The organism is Bacillus sp. CZDM1, assembly GCF_055502545.1.
This window is the reverse complement of the sequence record NZ_JBUESO010000018.1, coordinates 40,856-67,136: the sequence shown is the minus strand read 5'-3', so window position 1 is coordinate 67,136 and position 26,281 is coordinate 40,856. Positions and strand designations below refer to the sequence as shown.

The 26,281-nt window shown below is 37.9% G+C and carries 27 protein-coding genes and 1 other annotated feature; of the genes, 6 read left to right on the top strand and 21 right to left on the bottom strand.

The annotated features are described in order from the left end of the window. Positions 1 to 160: 160 nt before the first annotated feature. The 5 genes from ACY3XC_RS25835 to ACY3XC_RS25815 form a co-directional block, all read right to left on the bottom strand. Positions 161 to 979 (bottom strand): DUF1444 domain-containing protein, encoded by an 819-nt coding sequence (locus ACY3XC_RS25835; RefSeq protein ID WP_464871142.1) that lies wholly within the window; start codon positions 977 to 979, stop codon positions 161 to 163. Positions 980 to 1,054: 75 nt separating this feature from the next. After that, positions 1,055 to 1,369: a thioredoxin family protein gene (locus ACY3XC_RS25830; protein WP_464871141.1), complete on the bottom strand. Its 315-nt coding sequence runs from the start codon at positions 1,367 to 1,369 to the stop codon at positions 1,055 to 1,057. Between the two features lie 15 nt (positions 1,370 to 1,384). Continuing rightward, a complete protein-coding gene (locus ACY3XC_RS25825; RefSeq protein ID WP_464871148.1) occupies positions 1,385 to 1,948 on the bottom strand; it encodes a hypothetical protein in 564 nt (187 codons plus the stop codon). Positions 1,949 to 2,022: 74 nt separating this feature from the next. After that, a complete protein-coding gene (locus ACY3XC_RS25820) occupies positions 2,023 to 2,541 on the bottom strand; it encodes a DUF84 family protein (protein ID WP_464871140.1) in 519 nt (172 codons plus the stop codon). 62 nt (positions 2,542 to 2,603) lie between these two features. Further along, a complete protein-coding gene (locus ACY3XC_RS25815; RefSeq protein WP_464871139.1) occupies positions 2,604 to 3,677 on the bottom strand; it encodes a M42 family metallopeptidase in 1,074 nt (357 codons plus the stop codon). Positions 3,678 to 3,843: 166 nt separating this feature from the next. Between ACY3XC_RS25815 and ACY3XC_RS25810 the strand changes: the two genes are divergently transcribed. Then, positions 3,844 to 4,170: a PepSY domain-containing protein gene (locus ACY3XC_RS25810; protein ID WP_464871138.1), complete on the top strand. Its 327-nt coding sequence runs from the start codon at positions 3,844 to 3,846 to the stop codon at positions 4,168 to 4,170. A gap of 49 nt (positions 4,171 to 4,219) precedes the next feature. Here the strand turns inward: ACY3XC_RS25810 and ACY3XC_RS25805 are convergent, their stop codons facing one another. Both ACY3XC_RS25805 and trmB read right to left on the bottom strand, forming a co-directional pair. Next, positions 4,220 to 5,059: a YtnP family quorum-quenching lactonase gene (locus ACY3XC_RS25805; RefSeq protein WP_464871137.1), complete on the bottom strand. Its 840-nt coding sequence runs from the start codon at positions 5,057 to 5,059 to the stop codon at positions 4,220 to 4,222. A 76-nt stretch (positions 5,060 to 5,135) separates the two neighbouring features. Further along, a complete protein-coding gene (gene trmB, locus ACY3XC_RS25800) occupies positions 5,136 to 5,777 on the bottom strand; it encodes a tRNA (guanosine(46)-N7)-methyltransferase TrmB (RefSeq protein ID WP_464871136.1) in 642 nt (213 codons plus the stop codon). Positions 5,778 to 5,911: 134 nt separating this feature from the next. Between trmB and ACY3XC_RS25795 the strand changes: the two genes are divergently transcribed. Beyond that, the gene (locus ACY3XC_RS25795) at positions 5,912 to 6,190 is read left to right on the top strand and encodes a YtzH-like family protein (protein ID WP_179160091.1); all 279 of its coding nucleotides are present in this window, start codon (positions 5,912 to 5,914) and stop codon (positions 6,188 to 6,190) included. Here the strand turns inward: ACY3XC_RS25795 and ACY3XC_RS25790 are convergent, their stop codons facing one another. The 6 genes from ACY3XC_RS25790 to pepV form a co-directional block, all read right to left on the bottom strand. After that, positions 6,191 to 6,964, bottom strand: a complete 774-nt coding sequence (locus ACY3XC_RS25790; protein ID WP_179160092.1) for a phosphotransferase family protein — start codon at positions 6,962 to 6,964, stop codon at positions 6,191 to 6,193. It lies immediately after the preceding gene. Between the two features lie 185 nt (positions 6,965 to 7,149). Further along, entirely contained in the window at positions 7,150 to 9,297 is a 2,148-nt protein-coding gene (pulA, locus tag ACY3XC_RS25785) for a type I pullulanase (protein WP_464871135.1), read from the bottom strand. A gap of 36 nt (positions 9,298 to 9,333) precedes the next feature. Continuing rightward, entirely contained in the window at positions 9,334 to 10,266 is a 933-nt protein-coding gene (locus ACY3XC_RS25780; RefSeq protein WP_464871134.1) for a diacylglycerol/lipid kinase family protein, read from the bottom strand. 31 nt (positions 10,267 to 10,297) lie between these two features. Continuing rightward, positions 10,298 to 10,861: an RNA 2',3'-cyclic phosphodiesterase gene (gene thpR, locus ACY3XC_RS25775; protein WP_464871133.1), complete on the bottom strand. Its 564-nt coding sequence runs from the start codon at positions 10,859 to 10,861 to the stop codon at positions 10,298 to 10,300. Positions 10,862 to 10,967: 106 nt separating this feature from the next. Continuing rightward, a complete protein-coding gene (dat, locus tag ACY3XC_RS25770; protein ID WP_179160096.1) occupies positions 10,968 to 11,837 on the bottom strand; it encodes a D-amino-acid transaminase in 870 nt (289 codons plus the stop codon). A 26-nt stretch (positions 11,838 to 11,863) separates the two neighbouring features. Continuing rightward, positions 11,864 to 13,279, bottom strand: a complete 1,416-nt coding sequence (gene pepV / locus ACY3XC_RS25765) for a dipeptidase PepV (protein ID WP_464871132.1) — start codon at positions 13,277 to 13,279, stop codon at positions 11,864 to 11,866. 415 nt (positions 13,280 to 13,694) lie between these two features. Between pepV and ACY3XC_RS25760 the strand changes: the two genes are divergently transcribed. Both ACY3XC_RS25760 and ACY3XC_RS25755 read left to right on the top strand, forming a co-directional pair. Continuing rightward, positions 13,695 to 13,916 carry a DeoR family transcriptional regulator gene (locus tag ACY3XC_RS25760; RefSeq protein WP_179160097.1) on the top strand — a complete coding sequence of 74 codons (222 nt, stop codon included), beginning with the start codon at positions 13,695 to 13,697 and terminating at the stop codon, positions 13,914 to 13,916. A 176-nt stretch (positions 13,917 to 14,092) separates the two neighbouring features. Continuing rightward, the gene (locus ACY3XC_RS25755) at positions 14,093 to 15,427 is read left to right on the top strand and encodes an amino acid permease (protein WP_464871131.1); all 1,335 of its coding nucleotides are present in this window, start codon (positions 14,093 to 14,095) and stop codon (positions 15,425 to 15,427) included. A gap of 171 nt (positions 15,428 to 15,598) precedes the next feature. Here ACY3XC_RS25755 and speD read toward each other — a convergent pair whose 3' ends face one another. Next, positions 15,599 to 16,408, bottom strand: coding sequence for an adenosylmethionine decarboxylase (gene speD / locus ACY3XC_RS25750; protein ID WP_179160100.1), 810 nt, complete (start codon positions 16,406 to 16,408; stop codon positions 15,599 to 15,601). Positions 16,409 to 16,605: 197 nt separating this feature from the next. Here speD and ACY3XC_RS25745 point away from each other — a divergent pair, with 197 nt between their 5' ends. After that, positions 16,606 to 17,052: a Dps family protein gene (locus ACY3XC_RS25745; protein WP_464871130.1), complete on the top strand. Its 447-nt coding sequence runs from the start codon at positions 16,606 to 16,608 to the stop codon at positions 17,050 to 17,052. A 39-nt stretch (positions 17,053 to 17,091) separates the two neighbouring features. Here the strand turns inward: ACY3XC_RS25745 and ACY3XC_RS25740 are convergent, their stop codons facing one another. Further along, the gene (locus tag ACY3XC_RS25740; RefSeq protein ID WP_464871129.1) at positions 17,092 to 17,811 is read right to left on the bottom strand and encodes a pseudouridine synthase; all 720 of its coding nucleotides are present in this window, start codon (positions 17,809 to 17,811) and stop codon (positions 17,092 to 17,094) included. A gap of 27 nt (positions 17,812 to 17,838) precedes the next feature. Further along, positions 17,839 to 19,461 (bottom strand): putative polysaccharide biosynthesis protein, encoded by a 1,623-nt coding sequence (locus ACY3XC_RS25735; RefSeq protein WP_464871128.1) that lies wholly within the window; start codon positions 19,459 to 19,461, stop codon positions 17,839 to 17,841. Positions 19,462 to 19,699: 238 nt separating this feature from the next. Between ACY3XC_RS25735 and ACY3XC_RS25730 the strand changes: the two genes are divergently transcribed. Further along, positions 19,700 to 20,977, top strand: coding sequence for a BaiN/RdsA family NAD(P)/FAD-dependent oxidoreductase (locus ACY3XC_RS25730; RefSeq protein WP_464871127.1), 1,278 nt, complete (start codon positions 19,700 to 19,702; stop codon positions 20,975 to 20,977). A 7-nt stretch (positions 20,978 to 20,984) separates the two neighbouring features. Here ACY3XC_RS25730 and ACY3XC_RS25725 read toward each other — a convergent pair whose 3' ends face one another. The 5 genes from ACY3XC_RS25725 to ACY3XC_RS25705 form a co-directional block, all read right to left on the bottom strand. Further along, positions 20,985 to 21,170: a sporulation protein Cse60 gene (locus ACY3XC_RS25725; RefSeq protein WP_179160104.1), complete on the bottom strand. Its 186-nt coding sequence runs from the start codon at positions 21,168 to 21,170 to the stop codon at positions 20,985 to 20,987. Between the two features lie 96 nt (positions 21,171 to 21,266). Beyond that, a complete protein-coding gene (locus tag ACY3XC_RS25720) occupies positions 21,267 to 21,572 on the bottom strand; it encodes a rhodanese-like domain-containing protein (protein WP_464871126.1) in 306 nt (101 codons plus the stop codon). Between the two features lie 53 nt (positions 21,573 to 21,625). After that, positions 21,626 to 24,046, bottom strand: a complete 2,421-nt coding sequence (gene leuS / locus ACY3XC_RS25715) for a leucine--tRNA ligase (RefSeq protein ID WP_464871125.1) — start codon at positions 24,044 to 24,046, stop codon at positions 21,626 to 21,628. 169 nt (positions 24,047 to 24,215) lie between these two features. Further along, positions 24,216 to 24,439 (bottom strand) — a binding site (T-box leader). A 113-nt stretch (positions 24,440 to 24,552) separates the two neighbouring features. Then, complete coding sequence (locus tag ACY3XC_RS25710; protein ID WP_179160107.1) at positions 24,553 to 25,749, bottom strand: MDR family MFS transporter; 1,197 nt, start codon at positions 25,747 to 25,749, stop codon at positions 24,553 to 24,555. 146 nt (positions 25,750 to 25,895) lie between these two features. Continuing rightward, the gene (locus ACY3XC_RS25705; protein ID WP_464871124.1) at positions 25,896 to 26,120 is read right to left on the bottom strand and encodes a hypothetical protein; all 225 of its coding nucleotides are present in this window, start codon (positions 26,118 to 26,120) and stop codon (positions 25,896 to 25,898) included. Positions 26,121 to 26,281 lie beyond the last annotated feature (161 nt).

The window sequence follows — 26,281 nt, the reverse complement described above, 5'->3', positions numbered from 1 at the left end:
TCATATTCAGCATATTCATCTTGATTGTCCTTTATAAACCTTTGAAAAAAGTTTTGGATCCAGCTCAAAACTATCACTCTTTCTACTTTTCTATCACTCTATTTTAACAGGTATTATTTTATTTTCGACATAAAATCTTAGAATAAGCAAAAAAGACCACTTACCGTGATCCTTTTTCGTCTTTATTGCCTGTCTTTCCTAAGATAAATATTGGTTCTAGTTCTCCATCCTCATACAAAAAGGACAACGCCGTTATAGGTACACGTCCACTTGCAAAGAAACTCATTGCCATTTGTGCTAAAACATCATACCCTGTATTGTTTTGAATATCAGCGATAATTAAGACATCCTGATGCGGAACAGCAAGGACCATTGTCCCTGTTATTTTTCTCTTCATATCATTTAAAAAGCCTTTATTTAATATCCTGCTTGCGTCATATCCATCGTTTGAATTAAGAAAATAAAAAGTATTCCCTGCCACTTGATCCTCTTTCAATGATGTCTTTAAAGACCTGACATTAAATAAGGCGATTTCTTTAATCCGGCTTGCCTGCCATCCCTCTTTTTCCATGATTCGTGAATCAATTAATCGGTAAGTTGTCCCCATATCATAAGCATAATATATTTTTGTTTCAGCTGTGTGCTCCTCTGTTAAGAATGGAACCCCTTCCTCCGCTTCAATAGGGAAAGACGTTGAGCGTATAACTGGAAAAATCTTTTTCTCATGGTCTGTTAACTGGACTGTGTCTGTCATGGCCCTTAGTCCCTCATCCACATAATAAACCACTTCATCAATTGCCTTATCTTTCTCTGAATGCCACTTAGCAACAATACCACCCAGCGAGATGGTTATTCCTTTTCCAAGGGCTTTATTTTCGATTCGCAGCTGATCCTTTTCTCGATCATATGTGATTAGCCGACCTTCCGCGCTTAAGCGTGATTCTAATTCTTTTTTCATTTTTATACTATCCATTTTCATTTTAATCCCTCCAGCCTACCCACCCATTGTACATTAAAAATCCCCCATCTCAAAAGATGGAGGATTTTAAGTGAATTATTTTAGTCCGTTAATAAATCCTTCTATTTCCTCTTGGGTTTTCCTATCTTTGCTTACAAAACGGCCAAGCTCTTTACCCTTTTCAAATGCGATAAAACTTGGAATTCCGTAAACATCTAATTGTTGGCATAACTCAATAAACTGATCTCGATCAACATGGATAAAAGTAAATTCACTATACTTCGTCTCTATTTCTGGTAGAATTGGTTCAATAATTCGACAATCAGGACACCAGTTAGCAGAGAACATTAAAATTGTTTTCCCTCCATCACGGAGTTGTTCAAACTGCTCCATCGATTCTAAATTTTTCACCGTCATCGCCTCCAATTAATTTTCACTTACTACCGATTTAACAATTTGCGTCATTACTGCCGCTTCATTTTTTAAGCTGCTCGTTTTAATCAAAGTAGTAATCTTTGTTCCGCCAATACCAATCGTCATTTCATTCATATCTTCTTCAAGTTTCTTTATGATTAAATATCCAAATTGGTTACTTTTCTTGAATTGTTCATTTATCTCTATGTCTTTATTTTGTGCTACTGTTGATTTATATACAACATCACTTACTTTATTTTCTTGAGGATTAATAAAAAGAATATATTGTTTTGATCCATTTTTCAAAAGAATATTATTTGGAGATTCATCTTCAATTTCATAACCAAAGGGCAAATAAAAGTTAATATCTCCACTTTTTTTATTTGTTTCTTTTGCCTTTTCATTTAGTGCTTCTTTTACTACTTCAATACTTTCTTTACTTTCTGATTTGAAATTTGATTTTCCACATGCACCCAGTAAGATAACAGATAAGATTATAATCAATATGGCATTAAAGAATTTCAGTTTTCTTCGCCTCCTATACGACAATTGTCCTATCTCTATCATACCTTCCATAATATTCAAAAGACAAGTCTTTTGTCGATTATTGTTGTCGAAATAGGAGGTATTTTCTGTATTTCGCGCAAATGTTAATTCTTAGAGGCTTTTTGATAGTGAAATTGTCCAACCAAGAGATTTATGATATGCGAAAACATTTCTGAACGATTAATTAATCCATTCGTAAAGATTCCAACAGCTCCTTCGTTCTTGCGGACATTTTCTTTCTTCGCATAGTCATCCATTACTGGTCCAAGTTCTGCTCCTGCTCTTAATCTCTCTGCAATCTCTTCAGGCAGGAGAAATCTCGCCCCCCCTGCAATAATCGGCAGCTTATCTTTTGAGGCTAGTGCCCCCCAATTACAAAGTAATAAACCATGAGCAGACTCTTGAACACCTCCCTCAAGCCCAATCCCAATATCACCATTTCCCTTTTCTAACGCGCCAACAGCACGGTTGATGGCCCCTTTAATTGTCTCATCATCGGAAAATGGCTGTTCTCTTACACCAGAAGGAATGTCTAACGAAAGAAACTCCGTTTGTTGATAGTGAAAAGCATTTTTAACTGCTGCCACCTTAGCTGGGTTATTGGAACCAATAATTATTTTCATTAACTCCCTCTCCTTTACCATATAAAAAGAAGGCATCTGAATGTGCCTCCTCATTTGTTCATTTAACTGTTCGCCTTAATGGTATCTACAGTTGTTTGGTCACAAGCCTTTACAAGTTTTACGATTAGTTCTTTTGCTGCAGCATAGTCATCGATATGGATCATGGAGGCATGTGTATGAATGTAACGTGAACAAATACCAATTACACCGCTTGGAACTCCTTCGTTGGATTGATGCACACGCCCAGCGTCGGTGCCACCCTGTGAAACAAAGTATTGATAAGGGATTTTGTTTGTCTCTGCTGTATCTAGAATGAACTCTCTCATTCCTCGATGCGTCACCATGGATCTGTCAAGAATACGAAGCAGCGCTCCCTTGCCTAATTGACCAAATTCTGATTTACTTCCTGACATATCGTTTGCTGGACTCGCATCTAATGCAAAGAAGATATCTGGATTAATCATATTGGCAGCTGTTTGTGCGCCGCGAAGACCTACTTCCTCTTGAACAGTTGCTCCAGAATAAAGAATGTTCGGTAAGGTTTCATTTTTTACTTCTTGAAGCAATTCTATTGCGAGTCCACAGCCATAACGATTATCCCAAGCTTTAGCAAGTATTTTCTTTTCGTTAGCCATAGGGGTAAATGGACAAATAGGCAGAATTGCCTGACCTGGCCTAATTCCAATTCTTTCTGCATCCTCTCGATCGTCAGCGCCAATATCAATTAACATATTTTTCATTTCCATTGGTTTATTACGCTGTGCTTCAGCTAATAAGTGCGGAGGAATGGAGCCAACGACACCAATAACAGGTCCATTATTCGTCATCACCTGAACACGCTGAGCTAATAAAACCTGACTCCACCAGCCGCCAAGCGGTTGGAACCTTAGCATCCCATTATCGGTAATGGCCGTTACCATAAAACCAACTTCATCCATGTGCCCTGCTACCATGATTGTTGGACCATTTGGATTCCCTTTTTTAACTCCAAAAATACTGCCTAATTTATCCTGGACAATTTCATCTGCATATTGAGTTAGCTGCTCTCTCATAAAATTTCTAACTAAATGTTCATTTCCAGGTGCTCCTGGAAGTTCTGTTAAGGTTCTGAACAGATTTAATGTTTGTTCGTTCAAAGTAAAATTCCCCCTTAAATGTGTTAAAAATCTATATGTATGTTTTTATCTTACTAAAATTCTTCTCTTACCCACAATTAATTTGTCAGAAGGATTTATTATGTTCTGCATATTAAATGAGATATACTGGAAACAAGAGCAATATTGAAAATTTTGGAGGTGCCTTATGAACTGGAAATCATTTATCCTCGGCGCTGCTGTTGGAGTAATCAGCGGCTATGCAGTTAAGGAAATCATTTCACAAAAAACATATGTTTCACCTGAAAAGGTTTTGGAGAATGTGAAAAAGCAATTTAACCAAAATGGACCGATTAGCGGCTCTTGGATACATATGGTAACCGAGCCTTTTGAGAAGCATCAAATCAAGTATCAGGTTTATAAGGGCGGAATCTCAAAAACTCGGAATGGGGTAAATGAACAATTCGAATTTATTGCGGACGCATCGACCGGTACCCTCCTAGACGTAAAAGCATCGACAGACTTAGCCCTATAATGACAGAAGCCGTATCCATAAAGGTACGGCTATTTTTTATATCGTGACCTTATTTTACCCTCTTTATACTGTCTTGAATTTGCCCATCTGGTCCCCATTTGACTGCACGATAATATGCATCATGGTAAAAAGTAAACCATACGTCTTTATCCATCGCATATGCGCCCCATTTCTCTTTGGCGGCAATTGAATCCATTGGATAATCGTCGTAGGCCATGACCCATAGTGGATTCTTATGAGCATGTGTAGGCATTATGTCTGCCATATGGATAGCCATTTCACCCTCATCCTCGATAAGCAGGATAGAATGTCCATTACTGTGACCTCCAGTATGATACATACTAATGGCTCCTAAACTCCACTTTTCATCAAAGGTAATAACCTGTGATTGAATTGCCTCCCAATTTTCCTTCCAATATGTACTTTTTGAGCGGATATTCGGATTTCTCATTTCATCCCATTCAATGCTTGAAGTGATAATCTTGGCATTCGGGAATGTCGATTTATAAAGTCCATCTTCCAGCTTCGTTAGCCCGCCAACATGATCATTATGCATATGAGTCATTAAAACAAAATCAATATCCTTTGGGTCTAACCCTAACTTTTTTAAAGAGCCTTCCACATCTGATTCTGCTGTAACTCCAAAATTTCTAAGCTGTTTTTCCGATAGTTTTCCCTTTCCAAGTCCTGCTTCCAGTAAGATGTTTTTTCCATCCATTTGGATTAACATTGGGTCTGTAGGAAGTTCAATTAAGTTATTTTCATTAGGGTTATACCTTTTTGACCATAATGCTTTGGGAACGACACCAAACATTGCACCGCCATCTAAGTTTGTCACACCACCGGCTAACCAAGTAAGCACAACTCTGCCAATTTTTAAAGTCTCCATTTCTTTCCCCCTTTGACCTAATATATATATTTTACCATATACAAAAAGGACAGTCTTTAATTAGACTGTCCTAAGATTATTTCTGATACTTTACTTCGCAACGGTAGATACGGTTTCCCATTTCAGAGAATTTTTCTTCATATTCAGTCATGATATTTCCTTCAAATCCACTCTTATGAAGGTCAAGGCTGAGGAAGGTTAATAATAAACCATATTCAGAAAAACTCTTTAAAGAGTATTCAAACAAGCCTTGATTATCAGTTTTAAAATGGATTTCCCCTTTATCAACTAAAATGTTTTCGTAAAGCTTCAAGAAATCCTTATAGGTTAACCTTCTTTTATCATGACGGGTTTTGGGCCATGGGTCTGAAAAATTCAAATAGACTCTGTCAACATCATTTTTTTCAAAGTATTTATTTAAATCACTGGCGTTAACATTCAGAAGCCTTAGATTTGGTAAATCCGCTTCGATTAATCGATCTAAAGCTGCAACGATAACGGAATCATAAATTTCTATTCCAATATAGTTGATATCAGGATGGGCCTTAGCCATTTCAGTAATAAACCGGCCTTTCCCAGTTCCTACTTCGATATGAAGAGGTTGTTCATTATTAAATACTTTGTTCCACTTTCCCTTAAAATCCTCTGGGTTAGCGACAATATATTGAGGATGTGCCTCTATATATTCTCTTGCCCAAGGTTTATTTCTAAGTCTCATTTTGCCACTCCTAAATCTTATATTGTTTTTATTATTGGTAATAATGGGGTTTCTCATTAATGTATAAACAAAAAAAGAATTCACAACCTAACTGTGAATTCTTTTTTATTTTCACTTGAAAGGGTGTACCAAACATGCCATTAAGTCATCAGGACCAAGTTTCATTACTAAAAGATATATTAAATAATCATCAAACCGATTGCTGTGGGTCTGTTTCTGAATGTGAACAATTGGAACGATTAGTAAAATCTCTGATGGTTAACACACACATTGATCAAAATGTAAAAAGCATCTTACAGGAGGTATATAATTACAGTCAGCATGGTGCCGAGAGTGCAGACCTAGACGATCATATTCTTTCTAATCAGGATAACTTATCGCAATGGGTCTCAAATATTGATACCTACTCCTAATTACAAAAGATCATTTAAAAAATTGATCCATTTATCCATTTCCTCTAGCCGCCCTTTGTTTTTGTAAAATTGAATGGAATAGAGAGTTTGAAGTGCCACATACCATTTCATTCTGAGTTTCAGGTTTTCTGTTAACGGTTTACCGTACATGGCTAACCAGCTAGTCCAATTATCTACAGGTATATAACAATAAAGCAGCATACCGAGGTCAATCGCAGGGTCTGCGATCATTGCACCATCCCAGTCAATTAAATACAACTGGTTGTCTTCTGTTAGAAGCCAGTTGTTGTGGTTGACATCTCCATGACAAACTACTTTTTCGTCACAGAAGACATTTTCTACCTGTTGTAAGAGAAAACTCAGTGTTTCTATTACAACAGGTAACGATAGCACTTCTTCGTCCAAATCCACGACAACTGATTGAAATATCGCTTCTGGCTTTAGTGGCTGCTTTTCAAGCCTGCTTAGCATCCCTACCATCGGTTCAGAGCGGTGAATCTTCCTAAGCATCCTCGCAACATTTTCATGATTCATGTCATGAGGCTTTAATTCACGCCCAGGAAGCCATTGCTGTGCTGTAATCACATCTCCGTTTTCCAATCGTTTTGTCCAAACAAGCTTTGGGACGATTCCTTCTGCAGATAGTACTGCTAGAAATGGAGAGGAATTGCGTTTTAGAAAAAGCCTTTGGTCTTTATAGCTAGCATAAAAGGCCTCTCCCGTTGCGCCCCCCGCAGGGACAATCTCCCATTCTTGTCCTAATATATGTTCCAAAATTGTTCACCTTCAATGTATGCCGTTCTCAAATGGGTATAGTAACTCCCATTTAGTCGTTATATAAGAAAAATTCTAAAATCTATTTTAGAAAAATAAAAAAAGCTATTGGACAATTACACACAATAGCCATCTTATAAATTTTATCTCCAATTAGCTTAGGTCGTCAAGTACAACTGAATAAACTATTTTTTTGCTAAAATGGTTAAACAAACCGGTTCCAGCACCATTTCTTTTCCTGAAACAAGTTGTTTGGAGGAAATTTCCACTTTTTTATCATCGACGAGAACACTCCATTTGCCATCAGGAATCTGGATAGATTGTTTACTCCTTGTAGGATTAATCAGTAAAAGTACTTCGCGGATATCATGATTTTCATTTTGAATGCTATATCCGATGAGTGGAATTGGCAGCGGTAAATTCTGAATATGATTCCGTATCGCATCCCCCGTTTTTAGCCGGAAGCATGGAAACTGTTTTCTTATTTGAATTAAACCTTTAATATAGTTTACATTGTCTGAGTAAAGCTGCTTTCGATTCCAATCAAGCCGGTTGATATGATCCGGAGATTTGTAACTGTTCCCATCTCCTCGCTTGGTACGAAAGAACTCCTGACCACTGTGAAGAAAAGGAATGCCCTGAGATAGTATGATAAGTCCTGTTGCAAGCCTATGATATTTTATATGGAGTAATTCATCCATATCGGGTAGACAGGAAAGTAGTTTATCCCACAAAGTATGATTATCATGACATTCAACATAGTTCACAGATTGTGAAGGATTTGATAAAAGCCCGCTTCCTTCTTTATCTATTCCTACGCTCCCAGTAATGACCTCTTTTGCCTCCACATAGTAATGCTCGTTTCCAAGAACATACCCTTTATCATACAAGTAAAAAGTATTCCCTTTTATCGTATCGCGAAACTTATCATTGAATTGGGCTATGTCAGGAAGCTTCGATTGATTCCGAATGATTGCCTTTTTGTCCATTGCAAGCGGCGTATTCAGGTTCCACCCTTCTCCAATAATGAGGGTTTTCTCTTGAATGCTGTCACAGTTCTTTCTAACTTCCTTCATTGTATCAATATCCAAAATCCCCATTAAGTCAAAGCGAAACCCATCAATATGATATTCTTCCATCCAAAAGCGGATGGAGTCCAGTATGAACTTTCTCACCATTTTCCGCTCTGAGGCAATATCATTTCCAACTCCTGTTCCATTCGATGGAAAACCAAGTTCATTATGTCTAAAGTAATAACCTGGCACTATTTTTTCAAAGGAAGAGGTTTCCCGAATATATACATGGTTGTAAACCACATCCATAATGACTCTTATTCCTTGACTATGGATGTTATCAATTAATTGTTTAAGTTCAATGATTCGTGCATAAGGGTCCGAAGGATTGGACGAATAGGAGCCCTCTGGGACATTAAAGTGAAGAGGGTTATACCCCCAGTTATAATCTTTATTAGGCTCAGTTTCATCTACTCCTGCAAAATCATTGAAAGGCAGGAATTCAATATGAGTGATTCCTAAATCCTTTACATAAGACAGTCCCGTAGGTTCACCATCTTTCCCTTTTGTATTTAACTCACCAGCACCTAAATAGAGTCCTTTATGTTTGACACCACTGTCAGGGTGGATGGTGAAATCCCTGATGTGTGTTTCATAGATAATTGCATCTACTGGATTTTCAAAAGGAGGTAAGCAAGGTTTCTGTCTGCGGGTCTTCTCTAATTTCACAACTACCCCAAGCTCACCATTTGCTGTGACAGCAACAGCGTATGGATCAACAGATTCACGCCATTCCTGATTTACTTGGACTAAGAAAGTATATTGAAAAAGTTCTAAATCTGAATGAACAAGTACTGACCATACCCCTTTTTCTTCGCGTCTCATCTTAATAATTTCGGAGAAAGTGCTGTTAGGCTTTCTTAATTTTAATTTTACCTGAGCAGCTGTGGGTGACCATAATTTAAATTGTGTTTGATTTTCCACAAAACTTACACCTAGATCATTCCCATCATAGAAAAATCGTTCATCAAATGACTCTGTTCGAATGACAGCACCTATTTGCAAATCGGTTTTTCCGCCATGCTCATCGATAATCCAATAAGGATGACCAAATGAAATTTCCTCTCCAAGCCGACAAATATATTTATTATTATTTTCGATTTGTTGTTTTTTAATAATTTGCAAGGTTGTAACTTTTTGTGATTCATCTGAAATTGAGAAAGTGGAAGACGATCCATGATGATAGCTAAGTGGGAGAAGGATCGTAATGATATTCATCTCATCTAAATAGGCTTGGAAATTACGGTCATTGGAGTTCATGCGAGTCCCCTCTTTCAGAACAGTTTCTCGTATACTTCACACCCTCGTTAATACTTTAAGTGTTTTTGCTTGAATATGAATATTTAGAGGAGTAAATCCAATATCTTCACCGTCAGCGTGGACAAATAATAAGGATGAGGATTGAATGGTAACCATTTGTCCTTTGAATGTTTTTACTTCTTTAAAATGGACATGTTTGCCCCAAAATACGCTAATAAAAACCAATAATAACTTAAACCTTGATAATCTATGAACTACTGTAATATCTAAGAGACCATCACCTGGGACTGCATCAGGTGCGATCATCATTCCGCCCCCATAATAGGGTTGATTGGAAACAGTTACAAACCATGTTTGTTCAAGTATATGCCTTTTACCGTCAATTGATAAATCAATTGTGGAGCATTTATAAGAAAAGAGTATTTTAAGTAAAAAATACACATAAACCAAGCGTCCTAAAGATAATTTATTTAGCCATGCTTTTACTTTAGAGTGGTTTACTTCATAAGAAACTAAAGCGTCAAATCCTGCCCCCATATTATTTATAAAATAATGCTCAGAATGATCTTCCCTGGTAATCTTTCCAATATCTATGGAAGGTACTTCCTCATTCATTAATCTAAGAATCACTTTTAATGCCTCTTCGGGATTTGCCGGAATTTGAAACCCTCTCGAGAAATCATTTCCGGACCCTCCAGGCACAAATCCCAGAGTGATATTGTTATATTTTGCAATCCCATTCATGACTTCGCTTATTGTTCCGTCACCGCCGACTGCAATAATGACTATTTGCTCATTATTCTTCTCAGCAATTTGTGCAGCTAGCTTGATTGCATGACCATGGTATTCTGTAAAGAAAGCCAAGTAAGGAATCTTATCATCCATTAGTTTTGTTTCAACTTTTTCCCAGACCTTTAAACTGTAGCCATTCCTAGCCTTTGGATTGATAATAAAATAGATTTGTTTCATACAACCAACCTTTACCACGTTAATTTATCTCTTATTCTAATAGGTATATTTTTTTCGGCTCGTATTTCGGTGTCTTATCAAGATGAGTTTGGTATAAAACTACCTCGCTTATGTTAAATAGGAGTGGTTCTGGCTGAAACTCCATCCACACATCCAAGAGTTTTTTATGAAAGTGCTGCTCTCCCTTCCACTTTCGGGCAAGGGTAATGTGAGGTTTAAAGTGTCTAGTTTCGAGTTGAAAACCCGCCTCTGTGCAAGCTGTAAACACTTTCTTCCTCACGGCCTCAAGCTCATTACTTTCCTTTGTGTCAAGCCAAAAAATACGGGGTGATTCTTCTTTTCCGAAGGTTCCCAGCTTGTTCATTTCTAAATGAAATCCGTTTCTCCCGCTTAAGGCTGCATTAACATTACCGACTGCATTGGACAGTTTTTCAGAAGGTGCATTGCCTAGAAAAGCTAATGTAATATGCAAATCTTCATGATGAACCCAGGTGCTAAATGGGAAGATTTCTTTTAATTTATCGCATTTTTCTTTTATGAGTAATTTTATTTCATCTGGAATTTTAACGGCAAAGAAAAAATGTGTTTGCTGCATTATACTTATCATTCCTTTTCTTATTTTAGACTAATTTTTACATCATGTATGTATTTTATAGCTTAATACAAAAGAAAACGTGCACCAGACAGTGCACGCTCTCATTCTAAATTACTTTATCCACAAGTAGACCACATTGCTTTTCAATTTCTTTTTCAAATAATCCTTGTAATCTTTTAGTGATTGGTCCAGGGACACCTGTTCGAATTTTCTTTCCGTTAATTTCTATTATGGGCATAACTTCAGATGTTGTACTAGACAAGAATACTTCCTCAGCATCTTCCAGTTCAGCCAAAGAGAATGTCCGTTCCTGCACCTTGATATTATTTTTTAAACAAATATCCAAAATCACATCTTTTGTTATTCCTTTTAATATTAAGTTGTTTGATTCATGGGTTATGACACTTCCATTTTTAACGATAAAAATATTAGAAGAACTGCCTTCGGTGACATCCTGACCGCGGTGCTGAATCGCTTCGAAACAGCCCTGCTCACTGGCTTTTTGTTTTGCTAATAGATTTCCAAGCAAATTTAGGCTTTTTATATCACAGCGAAGCCAGCGAATATCCTCGGTCAAGATTGCTTTTACTCCTGATTTTAGACTATCCAGTGGTCTAACTCCCTTAATCGTATAAGCGACAAGTGTTGGCACTACATTTCCAGTTGGAAATACATGATTTCTTGGTGCAGTCCCTCTAGTAACCTGCATATAGATATTGCCTGTTACAAGATTATTTTTAATAAGAAGTTCCTCTAACATTTCTGATAATTGCAGACTCGTACATGGGATAGAAATCCCTATGCTCTCAGCACTTTTCACAAATCTTTTTAAATGTTCATTAATTGTAAACATTTTTCCATTGTAGATACGAATTACTTCGTACACCCCATCACCAAACTGATAACCACGGTCTTCTACATCAACCTTGGCTTCCGAACGCTCAATAATTTCCCCATTTAATAATGCAAATTCCATGTGTTCATTCCCCTTTTTATTTTCTGCTACTTAGCCAATTCATAGATTGCCTGAGCGTAAATAGCGGTGGCTTTTAATAGGTCATCGATTTCAATATATTCATCTTTTTGGTGGGCAATGTCCGGTCTTCCTGGAAATAAGGGGCCGAATGCCACTCCTGATTTTAATGAACGTGCGTACGTTCCGCCGCCAATCGCTATTAAATATGACTTTTCTCCCGTTTGTTCTTCATAAACCTTTTTCAAGGTTTGGATTAAGAATTCATTTTCATCCACATAATGCGGCTTTGTATCTTTGAATTTTTTTATCGCAAAGCTTTCTACCTCTAAAAGTTCATCCAGCTTTTTCTTGGTTTCATCCATTTTATTTGTAACTGGATATCTACAAGTCAACCCTACGCTGCCACCTAATTGCCGAGAGTATGAAAGTTTCCCAGGATTGAGTGTTAATTCACCTGAAACTTCATCAGAGTATGCTACGCCTAGGCTCACGCCTCTGGAATCATTAAAGAAATAGCGGGAAACGAATTTGAAATAATCAGAAGCTGAAGGATTTAGATCTAGTTTTGAAAGAAATTCCCCTAAAAATAAACCTGCATTAATTCCCTTCTTAGGCTCCATTCCATGTGCTGATACTCCCTTAACCTCAAGAATTAACTCCCCGTTTTCAACATGTGACTGGTATTCTAATTGGTGCAGCTTCATGAAATCTGTAAATCTCTGTACAACATCCATTTGATTTCCAATGATGTTTAGTGTCACCGTTGCATGGTCAGGAACCATGTTGTACCGTTTTCCGGAGGTAAAGCTTAGAACTTCAATATTACCTATTCCAACTTCTTCAACAGGAAGATTCTGAATGATATCAATATCAGCAATCCCTTTTTCAGCATTTATGATTGGAAAGTCAGCATCAGGTGCAAAACCTAGAGCAGGCATTTCTTCATTCTCAAAATAGTGATCTACACATCTCCAGTCGCTTTCTTCATCGGTTCCGATAATCATTCTAATACGCTTATTTATAGGCAGTCCGAGTTCCTTGACTATTTTCATTGCATAGTAAGCAGCCATTGTTGGTCCCTTATCATCAACAGCACCACGAGCAAAGATTTTCCCATCGCGAATTTCAGCAGCAAACGGGTCACTCGTCCAGCCATCACCTTCTGGAACTACATCAACGTGGCAGAGGATAGCGAGGAGCTCCTCTCCTTCTCCAAATTCTAGATGTCCTGCTAAATTCCCCACATTCTTTGGTATAAACCCATCCTTCTCACCAAGAGAGAGCATAAAATCTAATGCTTCTTTTACACCTTTTCCAAGAGGAGCCTCTGGAAAAGTATTTTCTTCATCTAATAGACTCTTTATATGTAATAAATTCTGGGTGTCTCTTAACAAGTCATCTTTTCTTTTTTCTACCTCATCCATCCAATTAAGCTTCGTCAATTATGTTGTCCCCTTCATACCTGCATTTGTTATTTATATCCATGCAAATATTTTATCAATATTTACCCAAAAAACGAAATAATATCCGTTATGGTTTTTCGTTAAATTTACTAAAAATTCAATTAATTTGTCATAATCTTAACATTTATAACCATAGACTATAGTAAGAATCATGTAAGGGAGGTGAAAAGCCGAACAATAATTGTAAAGAAATGATGATTTTTATGTAAAAAATTCTCTAATGGTGGAAATTTTCAGAAATTACGGGTACAATATATGTAAGTCATCAGGGTATCCACTACAACTATCTATTAATAAAGGAGTTGTCTGCGGAAAGAAAATTACATACTAATCAAAGAGGCTGTCGGTAGCAGGATATTGCCATAGGTTTGAAAAAAGGATAGGGAGTGGTTTTTTGAAACCTTCGACTAACCGGATGTTAAACCGCATCAAATGCATCTACATGTTTATTCGTAATAAAGGCACAGTCACGACGCAAGAACTTGTAGAGGAATTTGGTATCACTCCTCGCACCATACAACGAGATTTAAATGTCTTAGCCTATAATGACTTGGTAATAAGCCCAAGCCGCGGAAAATGGACCATAACAGAAAAGAAAGTTAAAATGTCTTCGTAAATATATGAATAAACAAAAAAGCAGCCAAGCAAGCGATAATCTCGCGAGCTTGGTTGCTTTTTTTTATAAAATAAGGTTGAATATCTATTATATTATGATATATTAGTATAACACTTTAACACTTAAAAGCGTTTGTGTAAAAGAGTGATAATTTTATTAATAAAGGCAGGACCAACATGGAAAATAATCAGCATGAGTTAAAAAAAGGATTACTGCCAAGGCATGTACAGTTTATTGCATTAGCTGGGATGATTGGTACAGGTATTTTTAAAGGAAGTTCCGATACGTTAAGTATAGCGGGACCCAGTGTTATCTTTACCTATCTAATCGGTGGACTATTATTATTCATTGTAATGGCTGCTTTAGGCGAGATGGCCATTGCATTTCCAAATCACAATGTACAATTGCTTCTTTATCGAGCATTTGGGTTCAAGCTGTCATTTATTACTGGCTGGTTATATTGGATTAACTGGATCATTGTTATAACTGTTGAATTATTAGCTGCAGGAAGTTTTTTGCAATTTTGGTATCCTTCTATTCCACTATGGCTGCTTAGTCTGCTATGTGCAGTAGTAATCATTGCGATAAATTTATTCCCTGTTAAATATTATGGGGAGCTTGAGTTTTGGTTTGCAGGGATAAAAATAGTCGCATTAGTCGCTTTTATCCTTTTAGGCGCACTCATAATATTTGGTGTATTTCCTAGTAATATTGAGGATCCTCTTGCAAATTACACAGCACATGGCGGTTTCTTTCCCCATGGAGTGAGTGGAATGTTCAGTGCCTTTTTAGTCGTTATGTTTTCATATGGCGGAGCTGAGTTAATTGGGGTTGCTGTTACGGAGACCAAGGATGCAGAGCGTGTTATGCCAAGTATCATTAAGGGTGCAGTTTGGCGGGTTATTATTTTTTACATCTTCCCCATCTTAATTATTTGCGGAATTATGCCTTGGAATCAAGTAACAGGTCAAGACAGTCCGTTCGTTCAAGTTTTCACTATAACAGGGCTTCCTGGGGCCGCACATGTAATGAACTTCATCCTATTAACGGCTGTCCTATCAGCTGCAAACTCGGGGATATATGCAACATCTCGAACGTTATTTTCAATGGCACAAAGCGGGGTTGCTCCGAAAACATTAATGAAAACCTCAAGGAACGGCATTCCCGTTACTGGACTTATGATTACAACGCTCTGTCTATTAGTTGGTGTTTTCTTAGCATATATCAGTCCTAGTAATATCATTAGTTACCTTATGACCATTCCTGGTTTCACGATTATGATGGTTTGGATAGGGATTTGTTCCGCCCATTTAAAGCTGAGATCGCAGTACAAGGTTATGCCTTCTTTTCAGGTAAAATGGTTTCCATTTACAACAGTCATCGCTATCGCAGCATTAAGTCTAATCTTTATTGGGTTTATTTTAAATCCAAACAATTTAATTGGCTCAACCGTTTCCCTTGTAATAGTTGGAATTCTGGTATTCCTATCATTTATAGCAAAGAAAAAGTGATATCCATTTTGGATATCACTTTTTTGTTATTCATCCTCTATAGAGAGTTCATAGAGATAGTGGTTAATGGTTGGAATCTTCAAAAAAGCAGCCTTACTTTTTCGTAAGGCTGCTGCGAACTTTCTTTTTGGCTACGATTCGATATATTAACGCGATAAGTAATACAGTCATTTATTGCACAATATTTTTGCCATAAAAGATTTCATCCATTTCCAGCTTTATTCTCTCGGTAATTTCGATAAGTTCTTCTGGATGTAATGTTTCTTTTTTATAGCCAAATAAATAGTTATTTAAATCAAACTCCCGAAGCTTGCATTTTGTATGGAAGATATTTTCTTGATACACATTTACGTCAATCATGTCGAATAATTCACCAACGTCCTCGGGAATATAATTTTGGATTGAGCTAATCTCATGATCGATAAATAATTTATATCCATCCTTATCTCTTGTAAAACCGCGGACCCGGTAATCGATCGTCATGACGTCTGTTTCAAATGAACGAATAAGATAATGCAGCGCTTTTAGCGGTGAAATTTCTCCGCAGGTTGATACATCAATATCTGCCCTGAATGTACTAATACCTTCATCCGGGTGATATTCAGGGTATGTATGAACCGTAATATGACTCTTATCCAACTGCATGACGACCGATTCTGGAAGCGGTCCTGGTGACTCCTCAAAATGTTCTGAAGGGGCATTTTCAACAGGGCCCTCTGAGACAAGAAGTGTAACACTTGCACCTGCTGGTTCAAAATCCTGACTCGCTACATTTAATACATGTGCACCAATAATATCTGATACATGAGTTAATATCTTTTGTAATCTTTCGGCACTGTATTGCTCATCAATATACTTTAAATATGCCTCACGCTCATCCCTTGTTCTTGTGTAACAGATATCGTACATATTGAAGCTTAACGATTTGGTTAAATTATTAAAACCATGTAATTCGATGGTTTCCTTTGGTGTCAGTTTCATGATGCTTCCCCCTTTTGGATTTTCAAAATGCGGGACAGTGTAGTAAATATTTTTAGATTACCCATTTTTATATATTGTTACTTATTTTTATAAAAGGACATTTTAAATTTGTTATTTATAATTATTATAATTTAATATTTACTTTTGTATAATATTTGTTATAATTAATCCAGATAAGAAATTAGGAGGAATGAACAATGACACAAACATTAACATTAGAACAAGTGATAAATCAACAACTCGCAAACTGGAATGTACTATACACAAAGCTGCACCGTTTCCACTGGTATGTTAAAGGACCACAATTCTTCACCCTACATGCAAAATTTGAAGAATTGTACGAAGAAGCAGCAGGTACAATCGATGATTTAGCTGAACGTTTATTAATTACAGGTGGAATGCCCATTTCAACACTAAAGGAATACATCCAATTTGCCACTATTGAAGAAACTTCTGAGAATTTAACAGCAGAAGAAATGGTACAAACCATTGTGAATGATTTCTCACAGATTATTTCGGAATTAAATAGCGGTAAAGCAGCAGCAGAACAGGTGAATGACGAGGTAACGAGTAATATGTTTACTGAGTTAATTGAAAAACTAAGCAAGCATAATTGGATGTTAACATCCTTCCTACAAGCTTAGAATAAAATAGGACAAGGCATTTGCCTTGTCCTATTTCTATTATACCACTTGGTATTCCTTTAATAATTCTACTTCTTCATCGGTTAGTTCTCTGTATTCCCCTAATTCGAGCGTTTCATCTAATGGCAATGGCCCCATGGAAATCCGTTTCAAGTAAATGACTTTTTTTCCAACAGCTTCGAACATTCTTTTCACTTGATGGAACTTTCCCTCGGTTATCGTCAGCTCGATATCGGAGCGAATGCCAGACTTTAAAATTTTTAACTCTCCTGGTTTTGCTTCGTACCCATCATCGAGGGTAACTCCCTCTGCAAATGCCTTTACGTCTTCATCAGTTACTTCCTGGTCTATCACCGCAAAATAGGTCTTGGGAACATGTTTTTTTGGGGATAACAACCTGTGAGCTAATTGGCCATCATTTGTAATTAGCAACAAACCTTCTGTATCCTTATCCAACCTTCCGACGGGGAATGGCTCATAAACCTGGTCTTCGAGTTCGAGTAAGTCGATTACCGTTTCACCAACACTGTCCTCGGTGGCTGACAATACTCCTTGAGGTTTGTTCATCATTAAGTAGATAAACTCTCTATATTCAATAATTTCTCCATTTAACGTAACAATTTGTTTAGCTGCATCTACGTGCTGTTTCGCATCCTTCACGATTACATCATCGATTTTGACTGCACCGCTTTTTAGAAGCTGCTTCACTTCTTTTCGGCTTCCATAGCCAAGATTAGCAAGCATTTTATCAATTCTCAAAATGTGATCCTCCTTCATTTTTAGGAGTTAATTCGTTATTCTTAATTTCCGCTTGATGGTGTCAACCCTGTCACCAAATAGTCTGTTTACAAGTCCGGATTTTAATCCTAAGTAAAAATAGATTACCGCTCCAATCGCAGCACAAACGAAAATAATTAAGAGCGACTGAAACTTGGAATCTGGAGTTAAAAATAACAAAAGAAGCTGATAAACGATTTCGGTCCCAGCCCACATGACTCCAGCAAAAATAACGATTAACAAGCTCCTTCTCCACACAAATAAAAATGGGTATTTTGCATAACTTTTTATAACAAATAATTGAATCAATATGGCTCCGACGTATCCAAGTGCTGTTGCGTATACCGCGCCTTTTGTTTCAAACATAGAAATAAGATAAATATTTAGCGATAATTTAATAAGTAATCCTACTAACAAACTTAATACTGTCCATCGTTGTTCATTGATACCCTGTAGAATGGAACTCGTTACTAAAAATAAAGAAAAAAGAATTCCAACTGGCGCATAGGCTCTTAGTACTTCAGACCCAATCGGCTTATACTCGTAAAATACGGTATAGATAGGCTCTGCTAATAGAGAAAGACCGATTGCTGCTGGCAGTGTTAAGAATAATAATACTTGAAAGGTCTGATTTAGCTGCTGTTTTAACCCTTTTCGATCATTATCTACAAAAGCCTTCGTGATACTTGGAACAAGAGCCAAGGAGAATCCTGTTGCGAGGGAAACAGGGATAATAACGATTTTATGTGATTCAAAATTTAAAATAGAAAATGCTGCATCAGCCGCCTTGAAACTGTGGCCAATATCCTGCATTGCCCTTGTAAAGGTGACTTGATCGATTGCTTGAAATAATGGGTTGGCAATTCCAACAAATACAAAGGGAGCAGCGTAGATTAGGATTTCTTTATAGATTTCTCTCAAGGAAACCTGTGCAGTTCCTCTATCTTGTTCGAGAAGCTGGTCTAAATGTGGTTTCCGTTTATACCAGTACCAAAATAAAACCACCAGACTCCCAATTGCCCCTACAAACGCGGCAAAGGTCGCCACACTTACAGCTGTTACGATACTTCCATTTAAAAAGTTTATAACGATAAAGGCTCCTGCAAGTGTGAAGGCAATCCGGACAATCTGTTCCACCACTTGGGAAACTGCGGACGGTCCCATTGATTGATGTCCCTGAAAGAACCCTCTAATTAAACTCATGAACGGAATCACAATCAAGGCAAAGCTCACAGCGCGGATAACCGTAATAATATCCTTTGCTCTTGAACCGACATCCTCTTCCTTTGAGATAATCATGTCAGCTATAAGCGGCGCGGATAAATACAGTATTAAAAAAGAAGCAATACCAGTCAATAGCATCATGACTAGTCCAGATTTAAACAATTTACGGCCAACAGCATACTCTTCGAGTGCATTATATTTAGAAATGAATTTTGAAACGGCTAGCGGCACACCTGCCGTGGCAATACTTATAAAGATCGTGTAGGGTATGTATGAATATTGATACAATGCTGTTCCTTCTGAACCTACAATTTGATAAAAGGGTATAACATATAGTAAGCCAAGAATCTTGGATATAATCGTACCCAATGTTAAAATAAATGTTCCTCTTATAAGCTTAGACGACATAAAATTAGAATCCCTTCCCAGTGAAGAAAAAGTTTGTGCGCATATGAGCAAAGTTTATATCGGCTATTTTTGCACACTATTAGTAGTTTACAACTCTTTGGGCTGTGATGCTACTAACAGCATAGTTAATTTTCGTAAAAATGGATGACTTTTCGTTTTCTTTTCAATAAGGATGTTTATAATGGAATAATGCGCAGGATTAAAAATTAAGTTGAATATACATAAAGTTGGTGGAAGTATGATATACGATGTTGTTGTTATTGGAGGCGGACCTTCAGGTTTAATGGCGGCGATTGCAGCTGGCGAAAAAGGTTTAAAGGTCCTATTAATTGATAAAGGAGACAAGCTAGGCAGGAAGCTCGCCATTTCTGGCGGCGGCCGCTGTAATGTTACCAATCGACTCCCTGTTGAGGAAATTATCAAGCACTTACCTGGTAACGGGAAATTTTTATACAGTGCCTTTTCTATTTTTAGTAATGAAGATATTATTAAGTTCTTTGAAAAGCTAGGTATTGCCTTAAAAGAAGAGGACCATGGCAGGATGTTCCCGGTATCGAATAAAGCACAATCAGTGGTCGATGCTCTATTGACGCAATTAGAAAAACTGAGGGTGAAGGTTTACACCAATAGCCCGGTTGCTGACCTCATTTACAAGGACGGTCACGTTTCCTCCGTAATATTAAAAAACGGCACAGAGATTCATGCTAAATCTGTCGTCATCGCTGTCGGCGGCAAATCCGTCCCCCACACCGGCTCAACAGGGGATGGGTATGCATGGGCGCGGAAAGCCGGGCACACGATTACTGAATTGTTTCCGACCGAGGTGCCTGTCACCTCAAATGAAATCTTTATTAAAAATAAATCGCTTCAGGGATTATCATTAAGGGATATTGAACTCAGTGTATTGAATCCAAAAGGTAAACCCATCATTACACATCGAATGGATATGATATTTACCCATTTTGGACTAAGTGGTCCGGCCGTTCTTCGCTGCAGTCAATTCGTTGTGAAAGCGATGAAAAAGTGGAAATTAGCTGAGGTCACAATGAGTTTAGATGTAATCCCTGAAAAAAAAGAAGAAGTTTTTTTTCAAGAGATTGTGAAATTGGTAAAAAGTGAACCGAAGAAAAGTATTAAAAACACATTAAAAGGGCTAGTTCCTGAACGATATCTATTGTTCCTGTTAGAGTTCAATGAGATTGACCCCTCCGAACAGGGGGCGACGATTTCGAATGAAAAAATCCGTACCTTTGTGAAAAGCTGTAAAGAATTCTTGATTAAAGTAAATGGCACTTTACCGCTGGAAAAAGCGTTCGTAACCGGCGGCGGAGTCTCAGTTAAAGAAATTGAACCGCAGACAATGGGGTCTAAATTAATGGGGGGACTCTACTTTTGTGGCGAAATTCTAGATGTTCATGGGTATACCGGTGGATATAATATTACTTCAGCGTTAGTTACGGGAAGACTTGCAGGAACAAACGCTGCACTTACCGCTAAAAAACAATATCAGGCCTAATATCTTATTAGGCCCGATAGATTATCATAGCCGAAAAACAGTAAATTTGTTCTTCCGCTTCATCCTCGGTTATGGCAGCTACATTATACTTAATATCCATTAACTGCTTTTCATCAATTCCTTTTAAAAAGCGGTTCATTTCCTTTTCTAGATCCTTTTCATGTTCACGGTCAAACAACTTTACCTGAATCATATGAATCTCCTTTTCTGTTTTTATTTTCATTATTTCCATCTTTTCTGAAAATTAAAAATAAAGGGTATAAAAAAAACGATTCCGCATTGGAATCGTTTATTTTCTATCACCCGTCCACTCAAGCATGCCGCCAATCATATTGCGAACCTTGTATCCTTGGTCCTTTAAATAATAGCAGACATTTTCACTCCTCCGGCTTGAGCGGCAAATAAAGATATATTCCTTCTCTTTATCAAAATAATCAAGGTTAGCAGGAATCTCTCCCATGCGGATATGCTTTGCGCCAGGTATCATTCCCTCTGCTACCTCTTCGTCTTCTCTAACATCAACAAGCTCAAGTTTTTCCCCTTGCTCAAGCTTCTTCTTTAATTCTTCTGGTGTAATAATTTGAATCTCTTCCATCTTTCCCACCCCTAAGAAAGGATACCCCCTTAGATAAGGGGGCTCACTCAATATTAATTTGCAACAATATTTACTAGTTTACCCGGAACTGTGATCACTTTACGAATCGTTTTTCCTTCGATTTGTTCCTTCACTCTTTCATCATCCATGGCAATACCTTCTAAAGCTTCCTTGCTTGCGTCCGTTGGGACTAGTAACTTTGTCTTAACTTTCCCGTTAACTTGGATAACAATTTCTACTTCGTCATCAACTAATTTAGCTTCATCATATGCCGGCCAAGTTTCATAGGAAATTGTTGTACCACCATGCCCAAGTTTTTCCCAAAGCTCTTCAGCTACATGCGGAGCTACTGGGGCAAGCATTTTTACAAAGCCTTCTGCAAAGTGTTTTGGAAGTACGGTTGCTTTATAAGCTTCATTAATAAATACCATCATTTGTGAAATAGCGGTATTAAATCGTAAGCCCTCGTAATCCTCTGTTACCTTTTTCACCGTTTGGTGATACACCTTTTCTAATGAAGAAGCTTCTTCGTTGGCTTGGATCTTTGGATTTAATTCTCCATTTTCCTCCACCAATAAACGCCAGATTCGATCAAGGAAACGACGGGAGCCATCCAAACCGTTCGTTGACCATGCAATGGAAGCATCAAGTGGTCCCATGAACATTTCATATAACCGTAGTGTATCGGCACCATGGCTGTCAACAATATCATCAGGATTCACAACGTTTCCTTTTGATTTACTCATTTTTTCATTATTTTCACCTAGAATCATTCCCTGGTTGAAAAGCTTTTGGAATGGTTCTTTCGTAGCGACAACTCCGATATCATAAAGGACTTTATGCCAGAAACGAGCGTACAATAAGTGAAGAACAGCATGCTCTGCACCACCGATGTAAACGTCAACTGGAAGCCAATGATCTAATTTTTCTTTTGATGCAAGAGATTGATCATTTTTCGGATCAATATAGCGTAAATAATACCAGCAGCTGCCTGCCCATTGCGGCATGGTATTTGTTTCACGACGACCCTTCTTACCTGTTTTTGGATCAACAACATTTACCCAATCCTCTATTACCGCTAGTGGCGACTCTCCTGTTCCAGAAGGTTTGATATTCTTTGTTTTCGGTAAAGTTAATGGCAGCTGACCTTCAGGTACAGCCGTCATCGTGCCATCTTCCCAATGGATTATTGGAATCGGCTCACCCCAATAACGCTGGCGGCTGAACAGCCAATCCCGTAAACGGAAGGTTACCTTCTTCGTTCCAATTTCTTTTTCTTCCAACCACGAAATCATTTTGGTGATTGCTTCCTCTTTATTTAATCCATTAAGGAATTCAGAGTTGATATGTTCACCATCACCTGTATAAGCCTCATTTTCAATATCGCCGCCTGCAACAACCGGCTTAATTGGCAGATCAAATTGTTTCGCAAATTCGTAGTCGCGTTCATCATGTGCAGGAACAGCCATGATTGCACCAGTACCGTAGCTAACTAATACATAATCCGCAATCCAGATTGGCATTTTTTCGCCATTAGCGGGATTAATCGCATAAGCACCAGTAAAAACACCTGTTTTTTCTTTCGCAAGATCGGTACGTTCAAGATCACTCTTTGTCTTGACTTTATCTAAATAAGCCTCAACTGCTGCCCGCTGCTCATTCGTCGTAATTTTACTAACAAAAGAATGCTCTGGAGCAAGAACCGCATAAGTAGCGCCAAATAATGTATCTGGACGTGTTGTGAATACAGTAAATGTTTCATCATGGCCCTCGATGTTGAAGGTTACTTCAGCACCTTCGGAACGGCCAATCCAGTTGCGCTGCATTTCTTTAAGACTCTCTGGCCAGTCAAGTTCTTCTAAGTCCTCAAGCAAACGATCACCGTAAGCAGTAATTTTTAACATCCACTGCTTCATTGGTCGACGCTCAACCGGATGCCCGCCGCGCTCACTTTTACCGTCGATAACTTCCTCATTGGCTAGTACTGTACCTAGTGCTGGGCACCAGTTAACAGCTACTTCATCAATATAAGCAAGACCCTTTTCCCATAGCTTTAGAAAAATCCATTGCGTCCATTTATAATATTCTGGATCCGTTGTGTTTACTTCCCGGTCCCAATCATATGAAAAACCTAATGATTTAATTTGTCTTCGGAACGTGTTAATATTCTTCTCTGTGAACTCTGCAGGATCGTTTCCAGTATCCAATGCATATTGCTCGGCTGGTAAACCGAAAGCATCCCATCCCATCGGATGTAGAACATTGTACCCTTGCATTCTCTTTAAGCGAGCAAGAATATCTGTAGCGGTGTAACCTTCAGGGTGTCCAACATGCAGCCCTGCTCCCGATGGATAAGGAAACATATCTAATGCGTAGAATTTTGGTTTATCAAATTCTTCACTCGTTTTAAATGTTTTTTCTGTCTCCCATTTCTTTTGCCACTTTTTCTCAATATGCTGATGATCAAAACTCATAAGTGTTGCCTCCTTAAAATAAAAGCGGAAGCGCCTTGTTTAGCCCCGACAAGCAAATGTTCTTCGGCAAGAAAAATCCGTTCTTTGACTTTTATTGCCGAAGGTTATTTGACCTCGAGGGGCTAGGCGCTGCAGCTAGATAAAAAAATTAAAAAAACCCCTCATCCCAAAAAGGGACGAGAGGATTGTTATGTATCTTCCCGCGGTACCACCCACATTAGTGTTGTTAACACTCGCTTCATTCACCCTTAACGCGGAATACGGCAAACATTACTATTCTTTCATGTTTGCAACTCATAGGCGAGTTCATGATATACCCGGTTGACTTCCACCAGCCGTCAACTCTCTAAAAAACGGGTATGATTCACTACTACTCCTACTCACTGTCATTAAATATAAAAAGTATTACGGTTATTGTATTAAATTTCCCAGCAGTATGCAAGTAACATTCACCTAAAACAGTTTGACCAAAAAAATTATTTTTAAACATCAAAAAGCCAGACTCATCATGAGACTGGCATATTTATATCTGATACTTTTTTTTCTGATTTTAATATACGGTCATACGTTAGGGTTGTTACAATCGCGATAACGAATAAGCCAATTAAGACGAAAAATAATGCAGACATGCTATATAGATCAACAAGCATACCTCCGAGTAAAGGACCAATCATCCTTCCGCCTGTGGCAGTACTATTGACGATTCCTTGATAGAAACCTTCACGCCCTTTTGGGGCTAAGCCAAAGGCGATTGTTGGAACTGCTGGCCAAATAAACATTTCGCCAATCGTTAAAATAATCATCGCTACAAGAAATCCTGAAAATGCATTTGCATTTCCTGCTGTAAGGAAAGAAACAATAAAAATAGCAATTCCGATGAGGATTTGCACCTTTAGCGTGGCAGCAAGACGCTTAAGCAAGCCATTTAATAATGGCTGCCCAAGAACAATTAGTGCACCATTTATCGTCCATAATAGGCTGTATTGCGATAATGAAATATTAATTTCCTGAGTATACGAGGCAATCGTTGTCATCCATTGAACGTAGCCAACCCAGCATAGCAAATAACCTGAACATAAAATCAATAAAGCATATAGATTTTTTCTCTCCTTTTTAAGTGCTGCATCCTGAATGCTATTCGCTTGTTTAGCCGAACCAGTTGAAATCCCTTTATAGCCAAAAACAGCGATTAGTAAAAAGATAATATACATAACTGTGTTCGCAAGGAAGATTAACTCAAATGAGTAATCTGCAAGAATGCCGCCAAGTGCGGCTCCGACCGCTACTCCAAGGTTCTGCGCAATATAAACGGCATTAAAGGCTTTACGTCCGCCTTCCTTCCAAACCATTCCCGCCATCGCATACATGGCGGGGAAAGTGACTCCACTGCCAAATCCAACAATGGTAAGGAAAACAATATATTCTGGCCAGCCATGCCAGAACGTTAATCCAATTAGGGCTGAAAGGGAGATACCTATTCCTAGTAGTATAGATTTGTAGCCGCCGATTTTATCAAAAAGACTGCCGCCATAAAGATTTCCAATGACGCTCGCTGCGGAGTTCAACATTAAAACAACCCCAGCCATCGATAAAGACTTACCTAAATGATCGTGAATATAGATTGTATTTAGAGGCCATAGAAAAGAATTACCTGTTACATTCACTGCCATCCCAATAATTAACAGCCATAAGGCTCGTGGCATGAAAAACGCTCCTTTATCATTCACTAATTTCGAGAAATTTCGAGTTCCAAAAGATATTGTAGTCCCATACCCGCTTTCATGCAATCCTTTTCCAATTTGTTGTAATAATAAAAAAAAGCCCTTTAATAGGACCTCTAGAATCTTAATTATCTTTTTTTCCTTTTCGCTAGGTCTGCTGCTGTAGGCTTATTTTTAACTACTACCTTTTCTACCATAATCTGTACATGTACATGTTTGTCATCTACCTGATTAACATCAGTGACCTTCCCTTTACGACCTTTAACGGTAATCATTTCACCGACGGCTGGAACACTTCCAAGAAGCTGATTTAATAGTTCTATCTTGTCTTCAAAAAAATGAACAACATACATGATCCTCACCTATTTCATATTGGATTCTTCCTTATAAAATATTTGATTTTCACCAATTTTAGACCAATACCAGATAAGTTTAATTGACAGCTAGACATGATTTGTTCACAATAATAACAAGAAAACACTGTCTCCAAAAGAGAAACAGTGTTTTCTTCAAA

Bases quoted from the DNA above. Each gene is read 5' to 3' on its own strand.
- pulA (WP_464871135.1), bottom strand. From the start codon at position 9,297: ATGAACTCCAATGACCGTAATTTCCAAGCCTATTTAGATGAGATGAAT.
- ACY3XC_RS25720 (WP_464871126.1), bottom strand. From the start codon at position 21,572: ATGGAAGAGATTCAAATTATTACACCAGAAGAATTAAAGAAGAAGCTT.
- ACY3XC_RS25730 (WP_464871127.1), top strand. From the start codon at position 19,700: ATGATATACGATGTTGTTGTTATTGGAGGCGGACCTTCAGGTTTAATG.
- ACY3XC_RS25820 (WP_464871140.1), bottom strand. From the start codon at position 2,541: ATGAAAATAATTATTGGTTCCAATAACCCAGCTAAGGTGGCAGCAGTT.
- trmB (WP_464871136.1), bottom strand. From the start codon at position 5,777: ATGAGACTTAGAAATAAACCTTGGGCAAGAGAATATATAGAGGCACAT.
- ACY3XC_RS25735 (WP_464871128.1), bottom strand. From the start codon at position 19,461: ATGTCGTCTAAGCTTATAAGAGGAACATTTATTTTAACATTGGGTACG.
- dat (WP_179160096.1), bottom strand. From the start codon at position 11,837: ATGGAATTTGCATTATTAAATGGGGAAATTATTGAGCGTTCGGAAGCC.
- thpR (WP_464871133.1), bottom strand. From the start codon at position 10,861: ATGCAGCAAACACATTTTTTCTTTGCCGTTAAAATTCCAGATGAAATA.
- ACY3XC_RS25805 (WP_464871137.1), bottom strand. From the start codon at position 5,059: ATGGAGACTTTAAAAATTGGCAGAGTTGTGCTTACTTGGTTAGCCGGT.
- speD (WP_179160100.1), bottom strand. From the start codon at position 16,408: ATGAAACTGACACCAAAGGAAACCATCGAATTACATGGTTTTAATAAT.
- ACY3XC_RS25745 (WP_464871130.1), top strand. From the start codon at position 16,606: ATGACACAAACATTAACATTAGAACAAGTGATAAATCAACAACTCGCA.
- ACY3XC_RS25795 (WP_179160091.1), top strand. From the start codon at position 5,912: ATGCCATTAAGTCATCAGGACCAAGTTTCATTACTAAAAGATATATTA.
- leuS (WP_464871125.1), bottom strand. From the start codon at position 24,046: ATGAGTTTTGATCATCAGCATATTGAGAAAAAGTGGCAAAAGAAATGG.
- ACY3XC_RS25725 (WP_179160104.1), bottom strand. From the start codon at position 21,170: ATGATTCAGGTAAAGTTGTTTGACCGTGAACATGAAAAGGATCTAGAA.
- ACY3XC_RS25705 (WP_464871124.1), bottom strand. From the start codon at position 26,120: ATGTATGTTGTTCATTTTTTTGAAGACAAGATAGAACTATTAAATCAG.
- ACY3XC_RS25835 (WP_464871142.1), bottom strand. From the start codon at position 979: ATGAAAATGGATAGTATAAAAATGAAAAAAGAATTAGAATCACGCTTA.
- ACY3XC_RS25825 (WP_464871148.1), bottom strand. From the start codon at position 1,948: ATGGAAGGTATGATAGAGATAGGACAATTGTCGTATAGGAGGCGAAGA.
- ACY3XC_RS25810 (WP_464871138.1), top strand. From the start codon at position 3,844: ATGAACTGGAAATCATTTATCCTCGGCGCTGCTGTTGGAGTAATCAGC.
- ACY3XC_RS25755 (WP_464871131.1), top strand. From the start codon at position 14,093: ATGGAAAATAATCAGCATGAGTTAAAAAAAGGATTACTGCCAAGGCAT.
- ACY3XC_RS25780 (WP_464871134.1), bottom strand. From the start codon at position 10,266: ATGAAACAAATCTATTTTATTATCAATCCAAAGGCTAGGAATGGCTAC.
- ACY3XC_RS25710 (WP_179160107.1), bottom strand. From the start codon at position 25,749: ATGCCACGAGCCTTATGGCTGTTAATTATTGGGATGGCAGTGAATGTA.